Annotated in this window: 15 protein-coding genes; 5 read left to right on the plus strand and 10 right to left on the minus strand. The window is 58.3% G+C overall.

Translation table 11 applies throughout. The features are described from left to right. Positions 1–10 precede the first annotated feature (10 nt). The 4 genes from MK208_RS05745 (at position 11) to MK208_RS05760 (ending at position 4,395) form a co-directional block, all read left to right on the plus strand. The gene (locus tag MK208_RS05745) at positions 11–1,255 is read left to right on the plus strand and encodes a peptidylprolyl isomerase (protein WP_294114814.1); all 1,245 of its coding nucleotides are present in this window, start codon (positions 11–13) and stop codon (positions 1,253–1,255) included. Then, positions 1,252–2,220 carry a 4-hydroxythreonine-4-phosphate dehydrogenase PdxA gene (gene pdxA / locus MK208_RS05750; protein WP_294114815.1) on the plus strand — a complete coding sequence of 323 codons (969 nt, stop codon included), beginning with the start codon at positions 1,252–1,254 and terminating at the stop codon, positions 2,218–2,220. The genes MK208_RS05745 and pdxA overlap by 4 nt, the downstream gene beginning before the upstream one ends. Positions 2,221–2,295: 75 nt before the next feature. Continuing rightward, a complete protein-coding gene (gene rsmA / locus MK208_RS05755) occupies positions 2,296–3,138 on the plus strand; it encodes a 16S rRNA (adenine(1518)-N(6)/adenine(1519)-N(6))-dimethyltransferase RsmA (protein WP_294114817.1) in 843 nt (280 codons plus the stop codon). 408 nt (positions 3,139–3,546) lie between these two features. After that, positions 3,547–4,395, plus strand: coding sequence for a hypothetical protein (locus MK208_RS05760; protein WP_294114819.1), 849 nt, complete (start codon positions 3,547–3,549; stop codon positions 4,393–4,395). Here MK208_RS05760 and MK208_RS05765 read toward each other — a convergent pair. Genes MK208_RS05765 through MK208_RS05780 form a run of 4 tightly spaced genes read right to left on the minus strand, consistent with a single transcriptional unit; the run spans position 4,392 to position 10,232 of the window. After that, positions 4,392–5,234 (minus strand): UPF0280 family protein, encoded by an 843-nt coding sequence (locus MK208_RS05765; RefSeq protein WP_294114820.1) that lies wholly within the window; start codon positions 5,232–5,234, stop codon positions 4,392–4,394. The two genes, MK208_RS05760 and MK208_RS05765, sit on opposite strands and share 4 nt — an antisense overlap. Continuing rightward, complete coding sequence (locus MK208_RS05770; RefSeq protein ID WP_294114822.1) at positions 5,231–6,685, minus strand: 6-hydroxynicotinate reductase; 1,455 nt, start codon at positions 6,683–6,685, stop codon at positions 5,231–5,233. The genes MK208_RS05765 and MK208_RS05770 overlap by 4 nt, the downstream gene beginning before the upstream one ends. Then, positions 6,682–9,393 carry a molybdopterin cofactor-binding domain-containing protein gene (locus tag MK208_RS05775; protein WP_294114824.1) on the minus strand — a complete coding sequence of 904 codons (2,712 nt, stop codon included), beginning with the start codon at positions 9,391–9,393 and terminating at the stop codon, positions 6,682–6,684. Before MK208_RS05775 ends, MK208_RS05770 begins: the two co-directional genes overlap by 4 nt. Next, on the minus strand, positions 9,390–10,232 hold the full coding sequence (locus MK208_RS05780) for an FAD binding domain-containing protein (RefSeq protein WP_294114826.1): 843 nt from the start codon (positions 10,230–10,232) through the stop codon (positions 9,390–9,392). Before MK208_RS05780 ends, MK208_RS05775 begins: the two co-directional genes overlap by 4 nt. 122 nt (positions 10,233–10,354) lie before the next feature. On the opposite strand from MK208_RS05780, the gene MK208_RS05785 reads away from it, so the two are divergent. Beyond that, the gene (locus MK208_RS05785; protein WP_294114828.1) at positions 10,355–10,804 is read left to right on the plus strand and encodes a MarR family transcriptional regulator; all 450 of its coding nucleotides are present in this window, start codon (positions 10,355–10,357) and stop codon (positions 10,802–10,804) included. 79 nt (positions 10,805–10,883) lie between these two features. On the opposite strand, the gene MK208_RS05790 is transcribed toward MK208_RS05785, so the two are convergent. From MK208_RS05790 to MK208_RS05815, 6 genes are all read right to left on the minus strand, one after another. Next, positions 10,884–11,579: an ABC transporter ATP-binding protein gene (locus tag MK208_RS05790; protein WP_294114829.1), complete on the minus strand. Its 696-nt coding sequence runs from the start codon at positions 11,577–11,579 to the stop codon at positions 10,884–10,886. Then, positions 11,566–12,288: an ABC transporter ATP-binding protein gene (locus MK208_RS05795; protein WP_294114831.1), complete on the minus strand. Its 723-nt coding sequence runs from the start codon at positions 12,286–12,288 to the stop codon at positions 11,566–11,568. Before MK208_RS05795 ends, MK208_RS05790 begins: the two co-directional genes overlap by 14 nt. Beyond that, positions 12,285–13,220 (minus strand): branched-chain amino acid ABC transporter permease, encoded by a 936-nt coding sequence (locus tag MK208_RS05800; protein WP_294114833.1) that lies wholly within the window; start codon positions 13,218–13,220, stop codon positions 12,285–12,287. The genes MK208_RS05795 and MK208_RS05800 overlap by 4 nt, the downstream gene beginning before the upstream one ends. Positions 13,221–13,228: 8 nt before the next feature. Then, entirely contained in the window at positions 13,229–14,155 is a 927-nt protein-coding gene (locus MK208_RS05805) for a branched-chain amino acid ABC transporter permease (protein ID WP_294114834.1), read from the minus strand. Positions 14,156–14,208: 53 nt separating this feature from the next. Next, positions 14,209–15,513, minus strand: coding sequence for an ABC transporter substrate-binding protein (locus MK208_RS05810; protein ID WP_294114836.1), 1,305 nt, complete (start codon positions 15,511–15,513; stop codon positions 14,209–14,211). A 107-nt stretch (positions 15,514–15,620) separates the two neighbouring features. Next, entirely contained in the window at positions 15,621–17,042 is a 1,422-nt protein-coding gene (locus MK208_RS05815) for a hypothetical protein (protein WP_294114838.1), read from the minus strand. Between the last annotated feature and the right edge of the window lie 14 nt (positions 17,043–17,056).

Consider the following 17,056-nt stretch of genomic DNA (forward strand, 5'->3'; position numbering starts at 1 on the left):
CGTAAAGATGATGCCACGCAAGATGATCCGCTCCGTATTTCGCGCCTGTGCCAGCACCGCCGCCGCTTGTGCCACGATAGGCACCGCAGCGTTGCCTACCGCCGCTCAAAATGCCTTTAGCCCAGCAATTTTTGTAAATGACTCGGTGGTCACCCACTACGAAATCGAACAACGTGCCCGCCTGCTTCTGATCATGAGCGCCCCAGGCGATCCCCTGGAACTCGCGCGCGAGCAATTGATCGAGGATCGCCTCAAAGGGCAAGCCGCGCGCCAGGCTGGAATCGTGGCCTCTGAAGAAGGCGTGACCGCTGGGCTGGAAAACTTCGCCAAACGCGTGAACATGAAACCTGAAGATATGATCAAGGCGCTCGCGGCGGAAGGTATTTATGAGGAGGCGCTGCGCGACTTCATTACCTCACAAATTGAATGGGGTGGCGTCGTGCAATCTCGCTTTGGCGCCAACGCCGAAGTCAGCGAAGAAGAAATCGACCGCGCCATTGCTCAAAATAGTGGTCAAGGCGGCGTCCGCGTTCTGCTCTCCGAAATCATCATTCCAGTCACTCCGCAAACCCGTCCGCAAGTGGACAGTCTGGCATTACAAATTTCGGAACTCGATAGCTTTTCAGAGTTCGAAGCGGCTGCGCGGATCTATTCTGCTTCGGGTACCAAGGACCAAGGTGGACATGTCGACTGGATGAATGTCACCAACCTTCCAGCCCCGCTTCGACCCGTGGTAACATCTCTTCGCAAAGGAGATGTGACGCCCCCTTTGCAATTGCCCAACGCCGTGGCCTTGTTCCAATTGCGCGGTATTGCGGAAACCGGTCGCCGCTCCCCACGCTACTCTGCTGTTGACTACGCCAAGTTCTATATCCCAGGTGGCCGCACCGAAGAAGCCTTGCAAGAAGCAGCCAAAGTGCGCGCCTTAGTTGACAAATGCGACGATCTCTTTGGCGTAGGATTTGACCTGCCAGCTGAGCGTCTGTTCCGGGAAACTCAAAAGCCCAACGAAATCCCGCGTGATGTTGCGATTGAACTTGCCAAACTTGATGACAATGAGATCTCGACAAACCTGACCACGGCGGATGGGCAAAATCTGATTGTGTTAATGCTGTGTGGTCGCACCGCTGAGATCAATGACAAAGACCTGTCCCGTGAAGATGTCGCCGCATCCCTGCGCAACCTGCGTCTGGAAAGCTATGCCAACAGCTACCTCAGCCAATTGCGCGCACAGGCCCGGATCACCGAAAAATGAGCTGCGCGCCCATTGCTTTGACCTGCGGCGAACCGGCTGGCGTTGGTTTGGAAATTGCCGAAAAGGCCTGGTCCGCGCTCAAGGATGATCTGCCGTTTATTCTGATTGCAGACCCGGCACATTTGCCGGGCTCCGTGCCACATCAGCTCCTGCAAAGCCCGCAAGACGCCATTGAAGTAATGCCCAACGCGATGCCGGTGCTACCACATCCATTTGCCGCAGAACGTACACCCGGCACAACTCATCCCGACAACGCTGAAGGTGTCATCGACGTCATCGCCCATGCGGTGGACCTCGCGATGAGCGATGAGGCCAGCGCGATCTGCACCCTGCCCATCCACAAAAAGGCATTAAAAGACGGCGCCGATTTCCCCTATCCCGGCCACACCGAATATCTCGCCGACCTTGGCGGCGTGGAAAATGTGGTGATGATGCTGGCCTCGGACATACTGCGCGTCGTGCCAACGACAATCCACATTCCCCTGGCGGATGTGCCTTCTGCGCTCACACCAGAGTTGTTGGTAGAGACCATCCGGATCACCGCGAAAGGGCTTCAAACCCAGTTTGGCATTCCAAACCCGCGTATTGCGGTGGCTGGCCTGAACCCACACGCAGGCGAAGGCGGCGCCATGGGGCACGAAGATGCCGCTGTGATTGCGCCTGTCCTCGACAAACTGCGCCGTGAGGGGTTTGATCTCTCCGGTCCACTGCCAGCCGACACCATGTTCCACGCCGCCGCCCGCGCGCGCTATGATGTCGCGATCTGCGCCTACCATGACCAGGCCCTGATCCCGATCAAGACGCTGGACTTTGACGGCGGCGTCAATGTCACTCTTGGCCTACCGTTCATCCGCACCTCACCGGATCACGGCACCGCCTTTGACATTGCTGGCACCGGCAAAGCCAACCCGTCCAGCACCATCGCGGCCCTGCGCATGGCAGCGCGAATGGCACAAAGCGCTTGACCCTTCATTTGGCGGGAAATATCCCCGCCGGAGGCATCTATCCGCGGCGCAGCCGCCCAAACCAAGGCTAATTGCATGAGCGCCATTGATGATCTTCCCCCGCTGCGTCAGGTGATCGAGACCCACGGCCTTTCCGCCCGCAAGTCCTTGGGCCAGAACTTCTTGCTGGATCTCAATCTCACCGCCAAAATTGCCCGCCGCGCAGGCGAATTGACCGATTGTGACGTGCTGGAAATTGGCCCCGGCCCGGGTGGACTGACCCGTGGCCTGCTCGCCGAGGGGGCCCGCAAAGTCCTCGCGATCGAGAAAGACCACCGCTGTATGCCAGCCCTGGCAGAGATCGAAGCCGCCTATCCCGGTCGCCTGGAGGTCATCAACGGCGACGCTCTGGAAGTCGATCCCTTGAGCCACCTCACACCACCTATTCGCGTGGCTGCCAACCTGCCCTACAACGTCGGCACCGAACTTCTGGTGCGCTGGCTCACCCCAAAAGAGTGGCCGCCATTCTGGCAAAGCCTGACCCTGATGTTCCAGCGCGAAGTGGCCGAGCGCATCACCGCGCAGCCTGGCTCCAAAGCATACGGACGCCTCGCCATCCTGTCGCAATGGCGCGCCAACGCCAATATCGTCATGTCCCTGCCGCCCGGCGCGTTTTCGCCGCCGCCCAAAGTGCATTCCGCCGTGGTGCATCTCACTGCACTGCCGGAGCCACGCTATCCCGCAGACGCCCACACCTTGTCTCGGATTGTGGCCGCTGCATTCAATCAGCGCCGCAAGATGCTCCGCGCCGCGCTGAAAGGCCAGGCGCCAGACATCGAAGACCGTCTGATCGCCGCTGGCATCAAACCAACCGACCGCGCCGAAGTGGTCAGCCTGGAGCAGTTCTGCGCCCTTGCGCGGGTGATGAAAGAAAGCTGAGCCGCGCACAGGCCGTCATTGTCTTACTTTCACACAAACTCGGCCGGTTTTCACAAAGCAACCTCCGGTCGCATCGTTATGTCTGAACCACGCAACGCGATGCCTGTGACACGCTCACATAACCGCGCTGCGTACCCCTGTTGCCCGTGCCGCTCCCTCCCTCCGTTTGCTTGGCACGGGCCACTTTCTCAATAGCCAAGCCTACCAATCGTCAAGGCGGCTACCCTCGCTGCTTGACGGCGAAATCCTGCCAATAAATCTGTCACTTGGCCAATTTTTGCAAATGGCAGGAATTCTCATAACCTTGGCAAAACCTCCCCATTCTCCTGCCTTTGCAGGCCACTTATATTAGGCCTGAAAGATCCAGCCTTCCCCTTACCACAACCCACCGATATGCGCGCACAACGCATGGCTGTGTCACCTATTCGGGCACTTTCCCCCTGCCAATACGTAGCAGCGGTAGGCAGGATTTATCTATCAGTCCGCCGTTCTACCCAATCGGATGCAACCATAGAATGTGAGGTTCCTTTGGCCAAAGACGTGATCCCAAATCCTCAGCTTGCCCCTGCCGACACCACTTTGGTGCGCAGCACACGCACGGCCAATTTGGACATGTTGCAGGTCTCAAACCAGGACACCTCTGCGCCCATCCTTCTGTTGCCCGGCCCGACGGAAGAAGATGCCGAGACCACCGCAAGTCTGGCACAAGACCTGCGCCACTTGATGTCTAACACGGGACCCACCATTTATTTGATCCGCTGGAAGTCCTATTGGGCACCGCAGGGACAAACCCGTTTTGCACCCCTGGTGCGGGACCTGAAAGAAATCCTGAATCATCTGACCAAGGCCACGGCTGCGCCCCATATCATGGCCCTTGGTCACGGCGCACTTATTGTGTTGCACGCCAATGGGAATGACGCCGTCTTTGATCCAAAGAATTCACTATCCAGTCTCAGTTTTATGTACCCAAGGTTGGACATTCAGGGACGAAAGCCTCGCCTTCACCCTGTTATTTTTTTACACAAAGTCAGCCTTATAGGATCTGAACTTGATGTCAAAACCATCGCGCCATCACTGGTGAAACGCGTCTCCCGATCATCGGTTGAGCTTTTTGAAGTCGAAAATGAACACTGGTTTGTCCGGTCTCAGATCAGCGCCGATCCGGCGGTTTTCCCGGACCAAACGCCACGCGGATATGCGGGCAATTGGCTGCGCAGTTGGTTAGATTGGCTGCCACAAGACAACGCAATCCGCTAAGCGGCGGCAATGGCCTTGCCAAGGCTCGGATCACCAAAGGCAACCACCTGACCCTGCAGAGCCAGCACGCCGCCCCAAATCCCGGCCGACGGGCTTAACCGAAGCGCGAACGCCTTGCCACGCTGCAAAGCTGCAAACATATCCGGCGGGCTCAAACGTGGTACATCTACCGTGACCAGCCTGTTTCCCAGATCACTGTCCAATTGCTGGCTATCCGCAACGGCCCGTACAATGCCTGGATGCCCCGGCACGTCCACTTCGTTGGCGATCAACGTCGCGGCCACATCCGCCAAGGCCGCCGAGCTGGCCAAGACCGTCACCGCATCCGCAATCCCAAACGACAGGCTCCGCCCGCGCCACCCGGACGTGGCAACGCCGCGGACACAGCCCGACCCGTGCAAGGTTGCACGCGCGATGCCGCCGCCCAGATCGGCCACCATCGCTTCATTTGGTCCCAGAACCAGCGCCACATCACCGCCGTTGTTGACATCGGCTTTGTCAATATTTGGGGCCTCGGCAATCACGCGCGCGATCTCATCCGCCACCGCGCCTGCCACAGCAGCCATCGGCGTCACAAAGCCCGGCAAATGCCACTCAACCGCCCCCTGCATGGCACGCGCAATGCCGCCATGAAAACACGCTTGCAGATCCGCAGCTTGACGCAATTTGGGGAGTTCATCCACCAGCTCTTGCAACACGGTCTGAAACCGCAGCGCTGCGCGTTGATACGCAACTGTTTGGCCCGCGCCCCAGATTTCTACAATCAAATCAATGGGCCCATGATGCAGATGCATCCGCTTACCATCCGGTAACCAGGTGATCTGCGCCCCACCTTTCATGGCTTTTTCAACTTGGTGGGCACGATATGCGTGCTGCGCGCATATTGGCCGCCGCCTGCCAGAACGTCGCTTACGCTCCGGACCTGCTCCACGTGCCCGCCCAGCTTCTCGTACACCTCTTGCGACACTGTAAACTCCAACGGCGCAACGATGGCTGGCGTGGGCACCATGCCAAATGCTCCATCCGGCATCTTGGTCACATCCGCCATCAAAGTGATGCCGCCGCCCGGCCAGACGTAAGCCGGCGCCCCGCCAACCGTGACCTTGGCGTTCTGATCCTGCACCGCACGGGTCAACTTGACGGGGTTTTGTGTGACCCCGGATCGCAACGACCCGCCAGCCCCACCCATGAACATCACGGTGCACAGCGCTGGCTCACAGTTCTCCGCAATCAACGCAACAGACGGCGCCAACGCCTCAGGCATCGGGCGTTTTTGCGGCACCAGATCGGCGTCCAACTCATAGTATTCCGCATGTTCGCCAGTGGTGCTCACCATCAACAACGTCAGCCCCTCGCGCGCACCTTTTTCCGGCCGCCACGGTCCCAGAATGTCGAGCGGATCCTCAATGTCGGTGCCACCCCAACCCAGTCCCGGTTGCGCCACCTGAAAATACCGCCCCGGCGTGCTGCGCCGTCCTTTGATGCGAATACCCGTGTCAGGCCAATCAATCACTTTGCCCGCCTGATGCTCGCTGACCACGCCGGTGATATGGTCATCCACCACAACAACTTCGTCCACTAAGCCTTTCCACTGGCTCGCAAACATCCCGATCGTGGCGGAACCACAACCAACCCGCATCCGGTCTTCTTTTGTGCCATCAACAATTGGCGCGGCACCGGCCTGAACAACCACTTCCGCCCCATCATCCACTTCCAAAACAACTGGCGCGCGGTTCAGGAGTTGCAGCAGTACATCGCATGTGACACGCCCTTCCGCCTTGCTGCCGCCGGTCAGGTGATCCACACCGCCGAGGCTCATCATTTGCGACCCGTACTCAGATGTTACCATCAGCCCCACGGCCTCGCCCTGACTGCGCACCACCGCACCTTCTGTGCCCAAATGCCGGTCGGTATCAATCTTCACCTTCACGCCGCAGTAGGAGAAAATCGCCTCTGTCACGACAGTGACAAAATCCACACCGTCAATGTCACGGCTCACCAAAAATGGTGCTGGCTTGAAATCCGGATAGGTCGTGCCCGCGCCCACAGCGGTGACAAACAAATCGTCAGTGGACAGTCCATCATGCCAATCGCGCCCTAAGAATGGCCGCACCTCGGTCCCGGCTTCAATTGCACGGTCTAACACCGTTAGCGGATCACAGCGTACAATCTCGCCATTGATATTGGCATAACGATCACAGGCCCCGATCCGGCCCTCCGCCACATAACACATCACCGGACAGGCATCACATCGGATCTTCTCCTCGCGCTGTCTCGGTGTCCGGCTCATGACATGACCGCCTTGATCGCCGCCAACACCCGATCGGGCCGCGCCGGCAATTGCGCCAACACCGCGCCGGTGGCATGGCGGATCGCATTCAAGATCGCGGGTGCTGTCGGGATCAACACGTGCTCCCCCAAGCCTTTGGCGCCCATGGGGCCCTCTGGATCAGGTATCTCAATCAGGTGAGATACGACCTCCGGCATGTCCCCCGTGGTCGGGATCAGATAGTCATGCAGGTTTTCGGTTTTGCCAGGATGAAACTCCTCCATCAGAGCCATCCCTAGCCCCTGCGCAATCCCGCCTTCGATCTGCCCTTCGGCCAGCAAGGGGTTGATCACCTTACCCAAATCATGCGCCGCGGTGATCCTGAGGACCTTCACCGTCCCCAGCGCCACATCCACCTCAACCTCCGCCAGTTGCGCGCCATAGCCGTAAACCGCATAGGGCGCGCCCTGCCCGTTTTCGTCCAAAGCCTCTGTTGGCGGATCATAGGTTTCCTCCGCCCACAGCACATAGCCATGCGCTATCTCAGGCAAATCCCGCAGTGCAATGTCCCGCCGCGCCGCACCGTCTCGCAAGGACAAGACGCCCCCCGACAAAGACATCTCCGCCGCCGCACCCATGTTGCCCAGCTGCAAAATCTGCGCCCGCAATGATTGCGCCGCCAAGACTGCTGCTTTGCCGCTCACCACAGTCTGCCGACTGGCCGAGGTCTTCCCACAGTCCGGTGTCACTGCTGTATCTGAATCAATCAACGTGATCTGATGCACCGGCATACCCAAAGCGTCCGCCGCCATCTGCGCAATCACCGTATTCGCACCTTGCCCAATGTCCATCGCGCCTTGGTGTAAGCAAATCTGACCATCAGATGTGATCCCGATCCGCATTGTCGAGGGATTTGGCAAAGCCGTATTTCCGCAGCCATACCAACAACTTGCCACGCCAACACCGCGCAATGTCTTGCGCGGCGAGGCATTCGCGCCCGCCGCTTCAATCAAAGCCGCATCCCAACGTGGCTGCAGCGCCTCCAAGCAGGCCCCGATGCCTACGCCGGCGAGCTCCTGGCCACACACAGTCGGAACACCATCAGACAGCGCATTCAATCGGCGAAACGCCAGCCGGTCCATCCCCACCTGATCCGCCAGTTGATCAAACAACTGTTCTTGCAACGCCGCCGCCTGAGGCACCCCAAACCCGCGAAACGCGCCCGCAACTGGTCCGTTGGTGTGTACCGCACGCGCTTCGGCATCATAGTTCGGGATCACATATGGCCCGCTGGCATGCACCGGCACGCGCACCGCCACGGTGGGCCCCCAGCTGGCATACGCCCCGGTATCAAACGCGCCATCAAAGGCCATCCCGACCAACCGCCCATCCGCATCGGCGCCAATTTTGGCTGTCATTTCAGCAGGATGGCGCTTGGTACTTGCAGCCATGCTTTCCGGCCGCGAGTAGACCATCACACTGGGCTGACCGGTCAGTAAGGTCACCAATCCAACCAGCGGCTGCACCGATAAGTCCAGTTTTGCGCCAAACCCACCGCCCGTGGCCGCAGGCCGGATGCGCACACGTTCTTTCGGCAGACCAAGGACTTTGGCGGCGCTCTCCTGATCCAAAACCGGCGCTTGTGTGCAGGCCCGAATGTTGAGCACCTCGCCCTCCATCCATGCTGCGCCAGCCTCCGGCTCGATATAGGCATGTTCCACGTGGCCGGTGCGCAACGTCCCCTCGACAACATGTGCTGCCATATCAAGTGCAGCCTTTGCATCTCCGCGCCTAACAACGCCCGCAATCAGCTGATTGTCCTTACGCGCGGCATGCAAAAGTTTCACCTCAGGATCGGTTGCACTTCGCGTCTCCAGAACCGGTACCAAAGCCTCCCAAGCCACCGGAAACGCATCCCACTCCAATGCCTCTACAACCGCCTTTGGTCCAGCAACCAAAGCCACGGCCTCACCAACCATACGCGCGGTCTCTTCTGCAAGCGCAGGCTGGTCAGCAAAGCGCTCAATCACGCCAAAACAATTCACGCCGGGAATGTCCTGAGCCGTGAAAACGCGTACGCCTTGCGCAGCGGCCCAAGCCTCCAAGTCCCCAAAGGCAAACCGCGCCGAGGCATACGGGCTGCGCACCGCCCGCACATAAAGCGCGCCGTCTGGAACCACGTCCGCCCCAAAGGCTTCACGCCCCATCACCTTTGCCACGCCGTCCAACCGCTCCACGCGCGCGCCGACGGCTGCGCCCGCCTCTGGTTCCGGCCCCGCGCCGCTACCCGCCGCATCCAGCACCGCGTCGATGATTTTTGCGTACCCCGTGCAACGGCACAGGACGCCCCCTAACGCGGTTTCAACATCGTCTCTGTCCGGCGTTGAATTTGAACGCAGCAGGGCCTCCGCCGCCATCACCATGCCCGGCGAACAGATCCCGCATTGCGCCGCCCCATGCCGCAAAAACGCTTTTTGCAACGCGCTTGGCCCGGCGACGCCCACACCCTCAATGGTTTCAACTTTACGCGCAGCCACCCGCGCCACCGGCGTCAAACAGGCGCACACCGCCGCACCATCCACCAACACCGTACACGCCCCGCAATCGCCTGCGTCACAGCCCACTTTTGTACCGCGCAAGTGCAAATCCTCTCGCAACACTTGCGACAAACGTCGCCCCAATGGCACGTCCACAGACCGAGGTTGCCCATTGAGATCAAAGGAAATCATGGAACCTGCTCCAGCACATCTGCGATCGCCCGCTGCACCAGTTCCAGCGCCGCCGCCTCCCGATAGGCCGCATCTCCGCGTACATCCGAAATGGGCGCAAGAACATCCTTCAAGTGCGCAGGACTTACCAATTGGTCAGCTCCTTCTGCACTTGTCCCAATCAATGCTGTTTCCAACGCCGAAGCTCGTTTTGCCACAGGCCCACAAGCGCCCACGCAAATCGCTGCGTCAGTGATTTTTCCGTCTTCCACGGCCAAGCGCACCGCGACCATAGCAATCGAAATCACCAAATGTTTGCGTGCCCCCAATTTCAGGAATCGGCTGTGTCCATGCACGCTCTTGGATGGGATCAAAACAGCACTGACCAACTCATCGGATTGCAGCACAGTTTCCCGTGGACCGGTAACAAACTGCGCCAAATCCACCACGCGCTCGCCGCGCTCGGACACCAACTCAACCTGAGCATCGAGCGTCAACAACGGCGGCATGCCATCTGCCGCTGGCGAGGCATTACAGATATTGCCCGCGACTGTGCCCGCATTTTGTACCTGCGCCCCGCCAACCTCACAGGCCGCCTGTTGCAGCATGTCAAACGCGCGTGGAAGCCGCGCATGTACAATATCCCGCCAGGTTGTTGCCGCGCCAATCCGCCAGCCAGAAGCAGTTTCAAAGATGCCCCGCAGCCCTTCAATGGCCGTGACATCCAAGACATCGCCGCGAAGGTCTTGTGCTTCGGTGGCGGCAAAAACGTCGGTACAGCCCGCCACCGGCCGCGCGCCGGTTGTCGCCAAAACAGCGAGCGCATCTTTCAACTTGCCGGGGCGATGATAAATCCCCATGGTGACCTCTCAAATCGTCAGGGCGCGGCACAAAAACTTGTGTGTATACCAATGGATTTTGCGGCAGCACTGGCACATCTGTCAACAAACCCCAGCGCGTGTCCGCAACAAGGCCCTTTGTGATGACCTCTCAAATCCCAAATATGACCCCATCCGAAGCCGCCGATGGTTACGCTCTGGATGAGCAGGTTGGCTTCCTGATGCGCCGTGCCAATCAGCGGCATTTGGCGATCTTTGCAGAGGGCATTTCCGAGCTGACCCCCACCCAATTTGCCGCACTTGCCAAGCTGTGCGAGCTGGGCGCGGTGTCTCAAAACGCCTTGGGCCGGGCCACCGCCATGGACGGCGCCACCATCAAAGGCGTCGTGGATCGCCTGCGTGCCAAGAATCTCGTGACCAGCTCTCCCGACCCGGACGACCAACGTCGTATTCTGCTGAAGCCAACGGCCTCCGGCTGGGATCTGTTTGAAGCCGTCGCGCCCACCGCGCACGCCATCACCAAAGACACGCTGGCCCCGCTCAATGAGGCGGAACAAACCATCTTTCTTTTGCTGCTTCAAAAACTGACTTAATCGCCAGAGCGCACGCCAAATTTGCACCTCCGCAAAACAGTCGCGATACAGACGCAATACCGACGTGGTTTTTGAGGCTTCAAACCCCAAGATGATGCGCCAGTTTTTTCGGCTCAGTGGCCACCGCGTCACGGCTCAAAACCCCACACATTCGCCCGTTCTCGAGCAGCGCCACCTGATCGGCTAGAGCCACAATGGCGTCCATCCGCTGCTCCACAAGAACAACGGCGACCCCCTGATCGCGCATCTGCTCCGTCGCGTCTCGAATGGCTTCAATCATGGAAGGTTGCAGCCCCTCGGTAGGCTCATCCAACAGCAATACCTTGGGCCGCAAACACATCGCCCGTCCCATCGCCAACATCTGTTGCTCGCCCCCACTTAGCGTATTGGCGCGTTGACCGTACCTCTCTTCAAGTCTCGGAAAAAGCTGGAGTACTTCCTCTAGGACAGAAGCGTCCTTACCATTTGTCAAGCGCCCCACCGCCAGGTTCTCACCCACGGTCAGCTCGCCAAACAGCCGCCGTCCTTGCGGCACGTAGCCTATGCCTTGTTGCGGCACTTTATGCGGTGCCAAATCGGACAATAGGACGTCTCCCAAACGCACCGCGCCAGCCATCAGTGGCAGCAATCCCATGATTGCTTTCACCGTGGTTGTCTTCCCGGCCCCATTGCGCCCAACAAGGCACAAGATCTCACCCGGCCGTGCCTCAAACGACACCTCCCGCAACACCTGCGCGCGCCCATACCCGGCAGAGACCCCTTCAAGCCGCAGCATCGCCGCCTCCCAGATAGACCGCCTGCACCTCGGCACTGGCTTTGACATCGTCAGGCGTGCCCTCGAAAAGAACCTTACCGGCGTCCAAAACCGTCACAAAATCAGCAACTTGCATGACCACATCCATATTGTGCTCAATCAGCAAAACGGTGATGTTTCCGCGCAACTCATCGATCAATGTATTGAAAGCGGCCACCTCACCGTCCGCCAATCCTTGCGTTGGCTCGTCCAAAATCAACAGTTTCGGAGACTGCGCCAATCCCATGGCAATTTCCAACAACCGCTGATGCCCATAGGACAAATCCCCGGCAACCTCAGATCGTCGGTCCAAGAGGCTAACGCGGTCCAAGGCCACATTCACCGTTTCAATCACGCGCCGATTTTCCGAAACCTTCCGCCGCGCCGCCAGCGCTACGTTTTCCAACACACTTAAGTTTGGAAAAACCGACGTGATCTGAAAGGTATAACCCATACCCGCCGCAATCCGCTTGTGCGCGGGCCAAACCGTCACGTCCTGACCGTCAAATGAAACGGCTCCCGACGACGGAGCAATACGTCCGGACAACATGCCAACGAGTGTGGTTTTTCCTGCCCCATTTGGTCCAATCAAGGCTCGGACCTGGCCTTCAGGGACAGAGAGCGATACGTCCTCAACAGCCACCAAGCCATTGAAGTGTTTACTCAACCCTTTCGCAGACAGCAAACTCATGGCAACCATCTCCAGACCCGGCGGCGCAGTTCACCCATCAATCCTTGAGGCGCAAAAAGCGTGAGGAACACCAACACCACACCAGCGATCAGCATGTAGGCCGTGGTGATCCCGGAGCTGAGGTCAATCAGGTAGAACATAAACAGCGTGCCGATCAACGGACCCAACACCGTGCCCGCGCCACCCAAGAGCACCCAAAGCAATGGGAAAATGGAGTATTGAACAGAAGCAAACGACGCGCCCACATAGCCAAACAACAACCCATAGCTGGCTCCGGCCAGTGCGGACAAACTGGCGGACAACACGACGGCGGCCAGCTTATATCGTGCCACGTCATACCCAAGCATTCGGGCCCGATCTTCATTTTCACGAATGGCAATGAGAACTTTGCCAAAGCGGGATTGCACAGCCAGGTAACACATTATGAAGACGGCGCAGAAGACTGAAAAGGCTGCAAAATACCGTACCGTTGGATCGGAAAGATCCAAAGACAGTAGCACGCGATCTGCCTGCGCAATCACAAAGCCTTCGTCGCCGCGCGTGTAAGCGCCAAAGTACAACACAGTCAGATAGCCAGCTTGGGCAAACATCAGTGTCACGATCATGAAGGCCACGCCTTCGGTACGTAACGCCAATGCACCAATGACCGCACCGACCAGTGCGCCCAGTAGAATGCCAACCATCAAGGCAATGCCCGCGCTCAAGCCAAACTGCGACATTGCCAGTCCCATGCCATATAGCCCGGCAGCAAAGAACAACGCGTGACCAAGGCTCAACAACCCCGTGTAGCCGAATAACAAATTGTAACCCATCGCGTAGCTGGCCAGCACCATGATCCGCGCCAGGTTGCCGTGATGGTAAGCGGGAAGCACAAACTGCAAGGCAAACAAAACAACCAAGACGCCACCATGAAGCAGCAACGATTTCTGCATGCCTCCCATCATGCCTTTCGGGCTCCGAACAAGCCTTGCGGGCGGAACACCAATACAAGCGCAACCAATAGCGTCGCGAGGATTTTTGCAAGTGTCGGAGAGAAGAAAACCGAAATAATTCCGTCAGATAACCCAATCAGCAGAGCGGCCAGGACCGTACCGGGTAAGCTGCCCAGCCCCCCGATGATGACCACAATAAAGCTCAGCAACAGCGGATCATGCCCCATCAAGTAGTGCGCCTGTTGGATAGGCACGATCAGCACCGCAGCCAAAGCCGCAATGCCGGCCCCAAGGCCAAACACCAGAGCGTAAACCCGCTCAACCGGGATGCCAAAAGCCAAGGCCATATCGCGATCTTGTTCTGTGGCGCGCATCAAGAGCCCCAGCTTGGATCGCGTCATCAAGAGCCACAATCCAATCAATACCAGGACCGCTGCGCCGATCACGGCCAGTTTGTAGCTGGTGATCGAAAGGCCCCAAGGCCAATAAAGACTGATCTTCCCATCGACAAACTCAAACCATGGCAAAGCAATGCGCGTGTTAAACGGCGGCACAACTGGCCGCGCATCTGGCCCATAGGTCATCAACGTAACCTGCTGCAAAATATACAGGATACCAATTGTCGCAACGATCGTGCGTTCAGGATCGTAGTCAATCCTCTTCAGGATGGTCATGTCCGTGATCGCAGCCAAAAGCCCAACCAAAACCGGCACGACAATAAGCGCCACGACAAAGCCAAAAGCGGCTGAGCCGCCCAGTATATGGGTCACCCACCAGGCCAAAACTGCGCCAAGCATAAAAAACTCACCATGGGCGACATTCACCACCCGCATCACGCCAAACACCAGCGCCAATCCCGACGCCGTCAACGCCAGAACCGCCGCAGTGACAGCGCCCTCCAATGTGGCGAGCATCAAATAAGGTCCAAAATCCATCTACACCCCTGCCTCAATATGGGCGCGACACAGACGCCGCGCCCTAGCTCTCATCAGAGGGCCTGCGTGGTGTAATCCACCTCGTCCGGATAGAACGTGTCCTCAATCGACGTGGTGTGCACCAAAAGCAGTTTTCCATCGACCACCTTGGTGATGTACTGATGCCCAAATACTTGGTGGGTTTTGCCGTTGAAGATCTTTGCGCCCTGCGGATGCGCGTTGGAATGCGGCATGTCGGTCATGGCTTCCACAGCCTCAACCAGCGCAGCCCGGTCCTGCGGCCCGCGGTATCCGGCGCTCTCCATACCCGCTTTGACCACGTGCAACGTTTCCCAGCAGCCAAACATGTGCGCATAGGTCGACACGTCTTTGGGATCGCTCACAGAGGCACCATTGGCATCCACACCAACACGCTCGCGGAAGAAGGCGTCATATTCGGACTGATCTTCCTGCGCATAGCGCGGATTGCCTTCCCAAAAGTAGGTGCCATCCAGGAATTCAAGCCCTGGGCTGCCAATGTCCACCGCTTCCAGACTGTCGATAAAGCCAAACATCTCAGGGCGTTGCGGCCCAAAGAACTCGCCCAGCTCCTTCACAAAGGTCAGCACGGCCGGCCCCACCATGACATGGTAAATCACCTCCGTGTCGCGCGGAATTTTTGGGAAATACTTGGTGAACGAGGTTTCTGTCGGCGGGATCGCAATATGTTCCAGAACCTCCCCCCCCTGCGCCTCAATCGCCGCAGTGAAGTAGTCGCGATGGTCATGGCCAAACGCGAAGTCTGGGAAGATCATCGTGACCTTCTTACCAAGGTTCTCTGCCACAAATGGCGCCATCGCCTGCACCTGGCTTTTCACGTCAGTGATACCTGGCTGGAGAGTATAGCGGTTCAACATCCCACTCGCCACATGATGGCCTTCAGACACCACAAAATACGGCAGTTTCAATTCTCCTGCGCGCGGCGCAGAGCCAATCACAACATGGGAGAACAGAGTCCCAAAACCGATGTCACAGTTGTGCTGGGTGGCAAATTTTTCGACCACTTCCGCCCCACGTTTGGGATCGGTCCCGTCATCTTCGGCCACAATTTCCAGCGGACGCCCGTTGATCCCACCTTGCTCGTTGATCAGGGCCGCTGCGGCTGTGGTTGTGCGATCATACCACCGCCCATAGGCGGCGCCGATACCGGTCCGGTGCACCTGAAAACCCACTTTGATTGGCTCGGACGTTTTTGCGCCTGCGTAGCGCGCCCATAGCGGCATGGCAGCTGCGGCGCCCCCGCCAAGCGCCAAAGTCTTGAGCGCATCACGGCGCGTTGGCTGCGCGCCTGTTACTGGTACGGTCTTGGATTTGGTCATCACTTTACCCCCTGTGTTCACATGGTCTGTGACCGAAAATTCCGTTACTCTTCACAGCTGTTAGAGTGCGAATGAATGACGGTTCTGTCTAGAGGGCGCGTGTTGTGTCAGAAGCCGCGCGGCGATGCAAGCAGCCAAAGGCCAAAAAATGTGTAGCAAATCATAAAGATAGCGAGGGGCACCTGAGACAGCAGCGCCGCACGGCCAGTGCCGAAGTGTTTCACAGCCACGGCATGAGCCAGTAAAACCGCCACGATATGGCCAATCACAACGCCACCCGCCTGACACAGCCAGAGGACGCGCACACTCTCTTGAGTGTTGAAAAACCCAGTGGTGACGTAGACCTGTCCGAGCCCCAATAGATCCTGCCCCCGCGCCCAAGGATCTGTCGCCGCGATCAACGCATATTGCGCCTCCACAAGAAAGCTCGTGAAATAATGGGCAAAGTGGTAGCCAAGCGCGATGGGCAACACCGTCGGCGCGAACAGACAAAACGCCTGACCTAGTCCAATGTCGGTAATTTTACCAAGCTTCAGGCCCATCCAAAGCGTCGCAACAAAGACCACAACCAACAGCAGGTTGCTAAGCGCCAAGCCGCCGAGCGTTTGCCAGACAACGGCTGACCGCCCGGGAAACTCCAACGGGTTCAGGCCAAGTTGCGCCAACCACCAGAAAGTCTCATTCACACCGTCAAAGCTGCCACTGCCGAGAACCAACAAACAAAGTAACGCCGGACCAAAGGCCAGCTTAGTATTCTGCGCAATCTGCCATCCCCAAAACCCGATAGCTCGCCGACTGCCGCGACGTCCCAACGGCGCCAAACGCGCATAAAGACGCATCACCATGCTGATGCCTTCTGCACTCAACATCCAACGTGGCCCAAACAGCAGTGCGCCAATCAGATGAAACATCCAATAGCCCAGGACCGCTCGGGCAAGCCGGGCCGGATCGGAGGGTGCGATGTCGGCAAGTAAAAAGGCGACAAAAGCCATAAAGGACGCCAGTCCAACGGCATGGCCAATTTGCGGTGGAAACCGCAGCAGCGGTTGGAATCCAATCAAAGGACGCAACACACGAACCACCCCTGACCACGGATTGATCCAGCGCCAGATGTCGCCAACAAACCCTTGCACAAACACCAAGCCAACCCACCAAACCGTCCAGAGTGTCAGCGGCAGCGGATTGGCCAATGGGTCCCGCGGTCCCTCCAAACCGATGTAAACCAGCCAAAGTAGAAAAACGCTGGATAGCAAGCTGGTAACAGTCGGCAGACCCCACATTTGCACCCGCCAAAGCCACAGCGGCCGGAACAGGTTTCTGACTGCGTTGTCCGGCAGAAACACCAGCATTGCGACGGTGAGTGCCACAGCCAAAACACCAGACGCGATATACATATCCGTCGGCAGCAGCAGCACAAAACCACCCTCCGAAGTATGTGCCTGCGCCGCGGTGCCAACCGTTGTAACACCTGCAAACACAGAGAATAACATGCGTTTCCGAAGCTTGTTTACGGGCGGAGTGTGGGACATCGTGGCTATCATAC

The organism is Shimia sp. (genome assembly GCF_022448905.1).
In the GTDB taxonomy this organism is placed as follows: Bacteria; Pseudomonadota; Alphaproteobacteria; order Rhodobacterales; family Rhodobacteraceae; genus Shimia.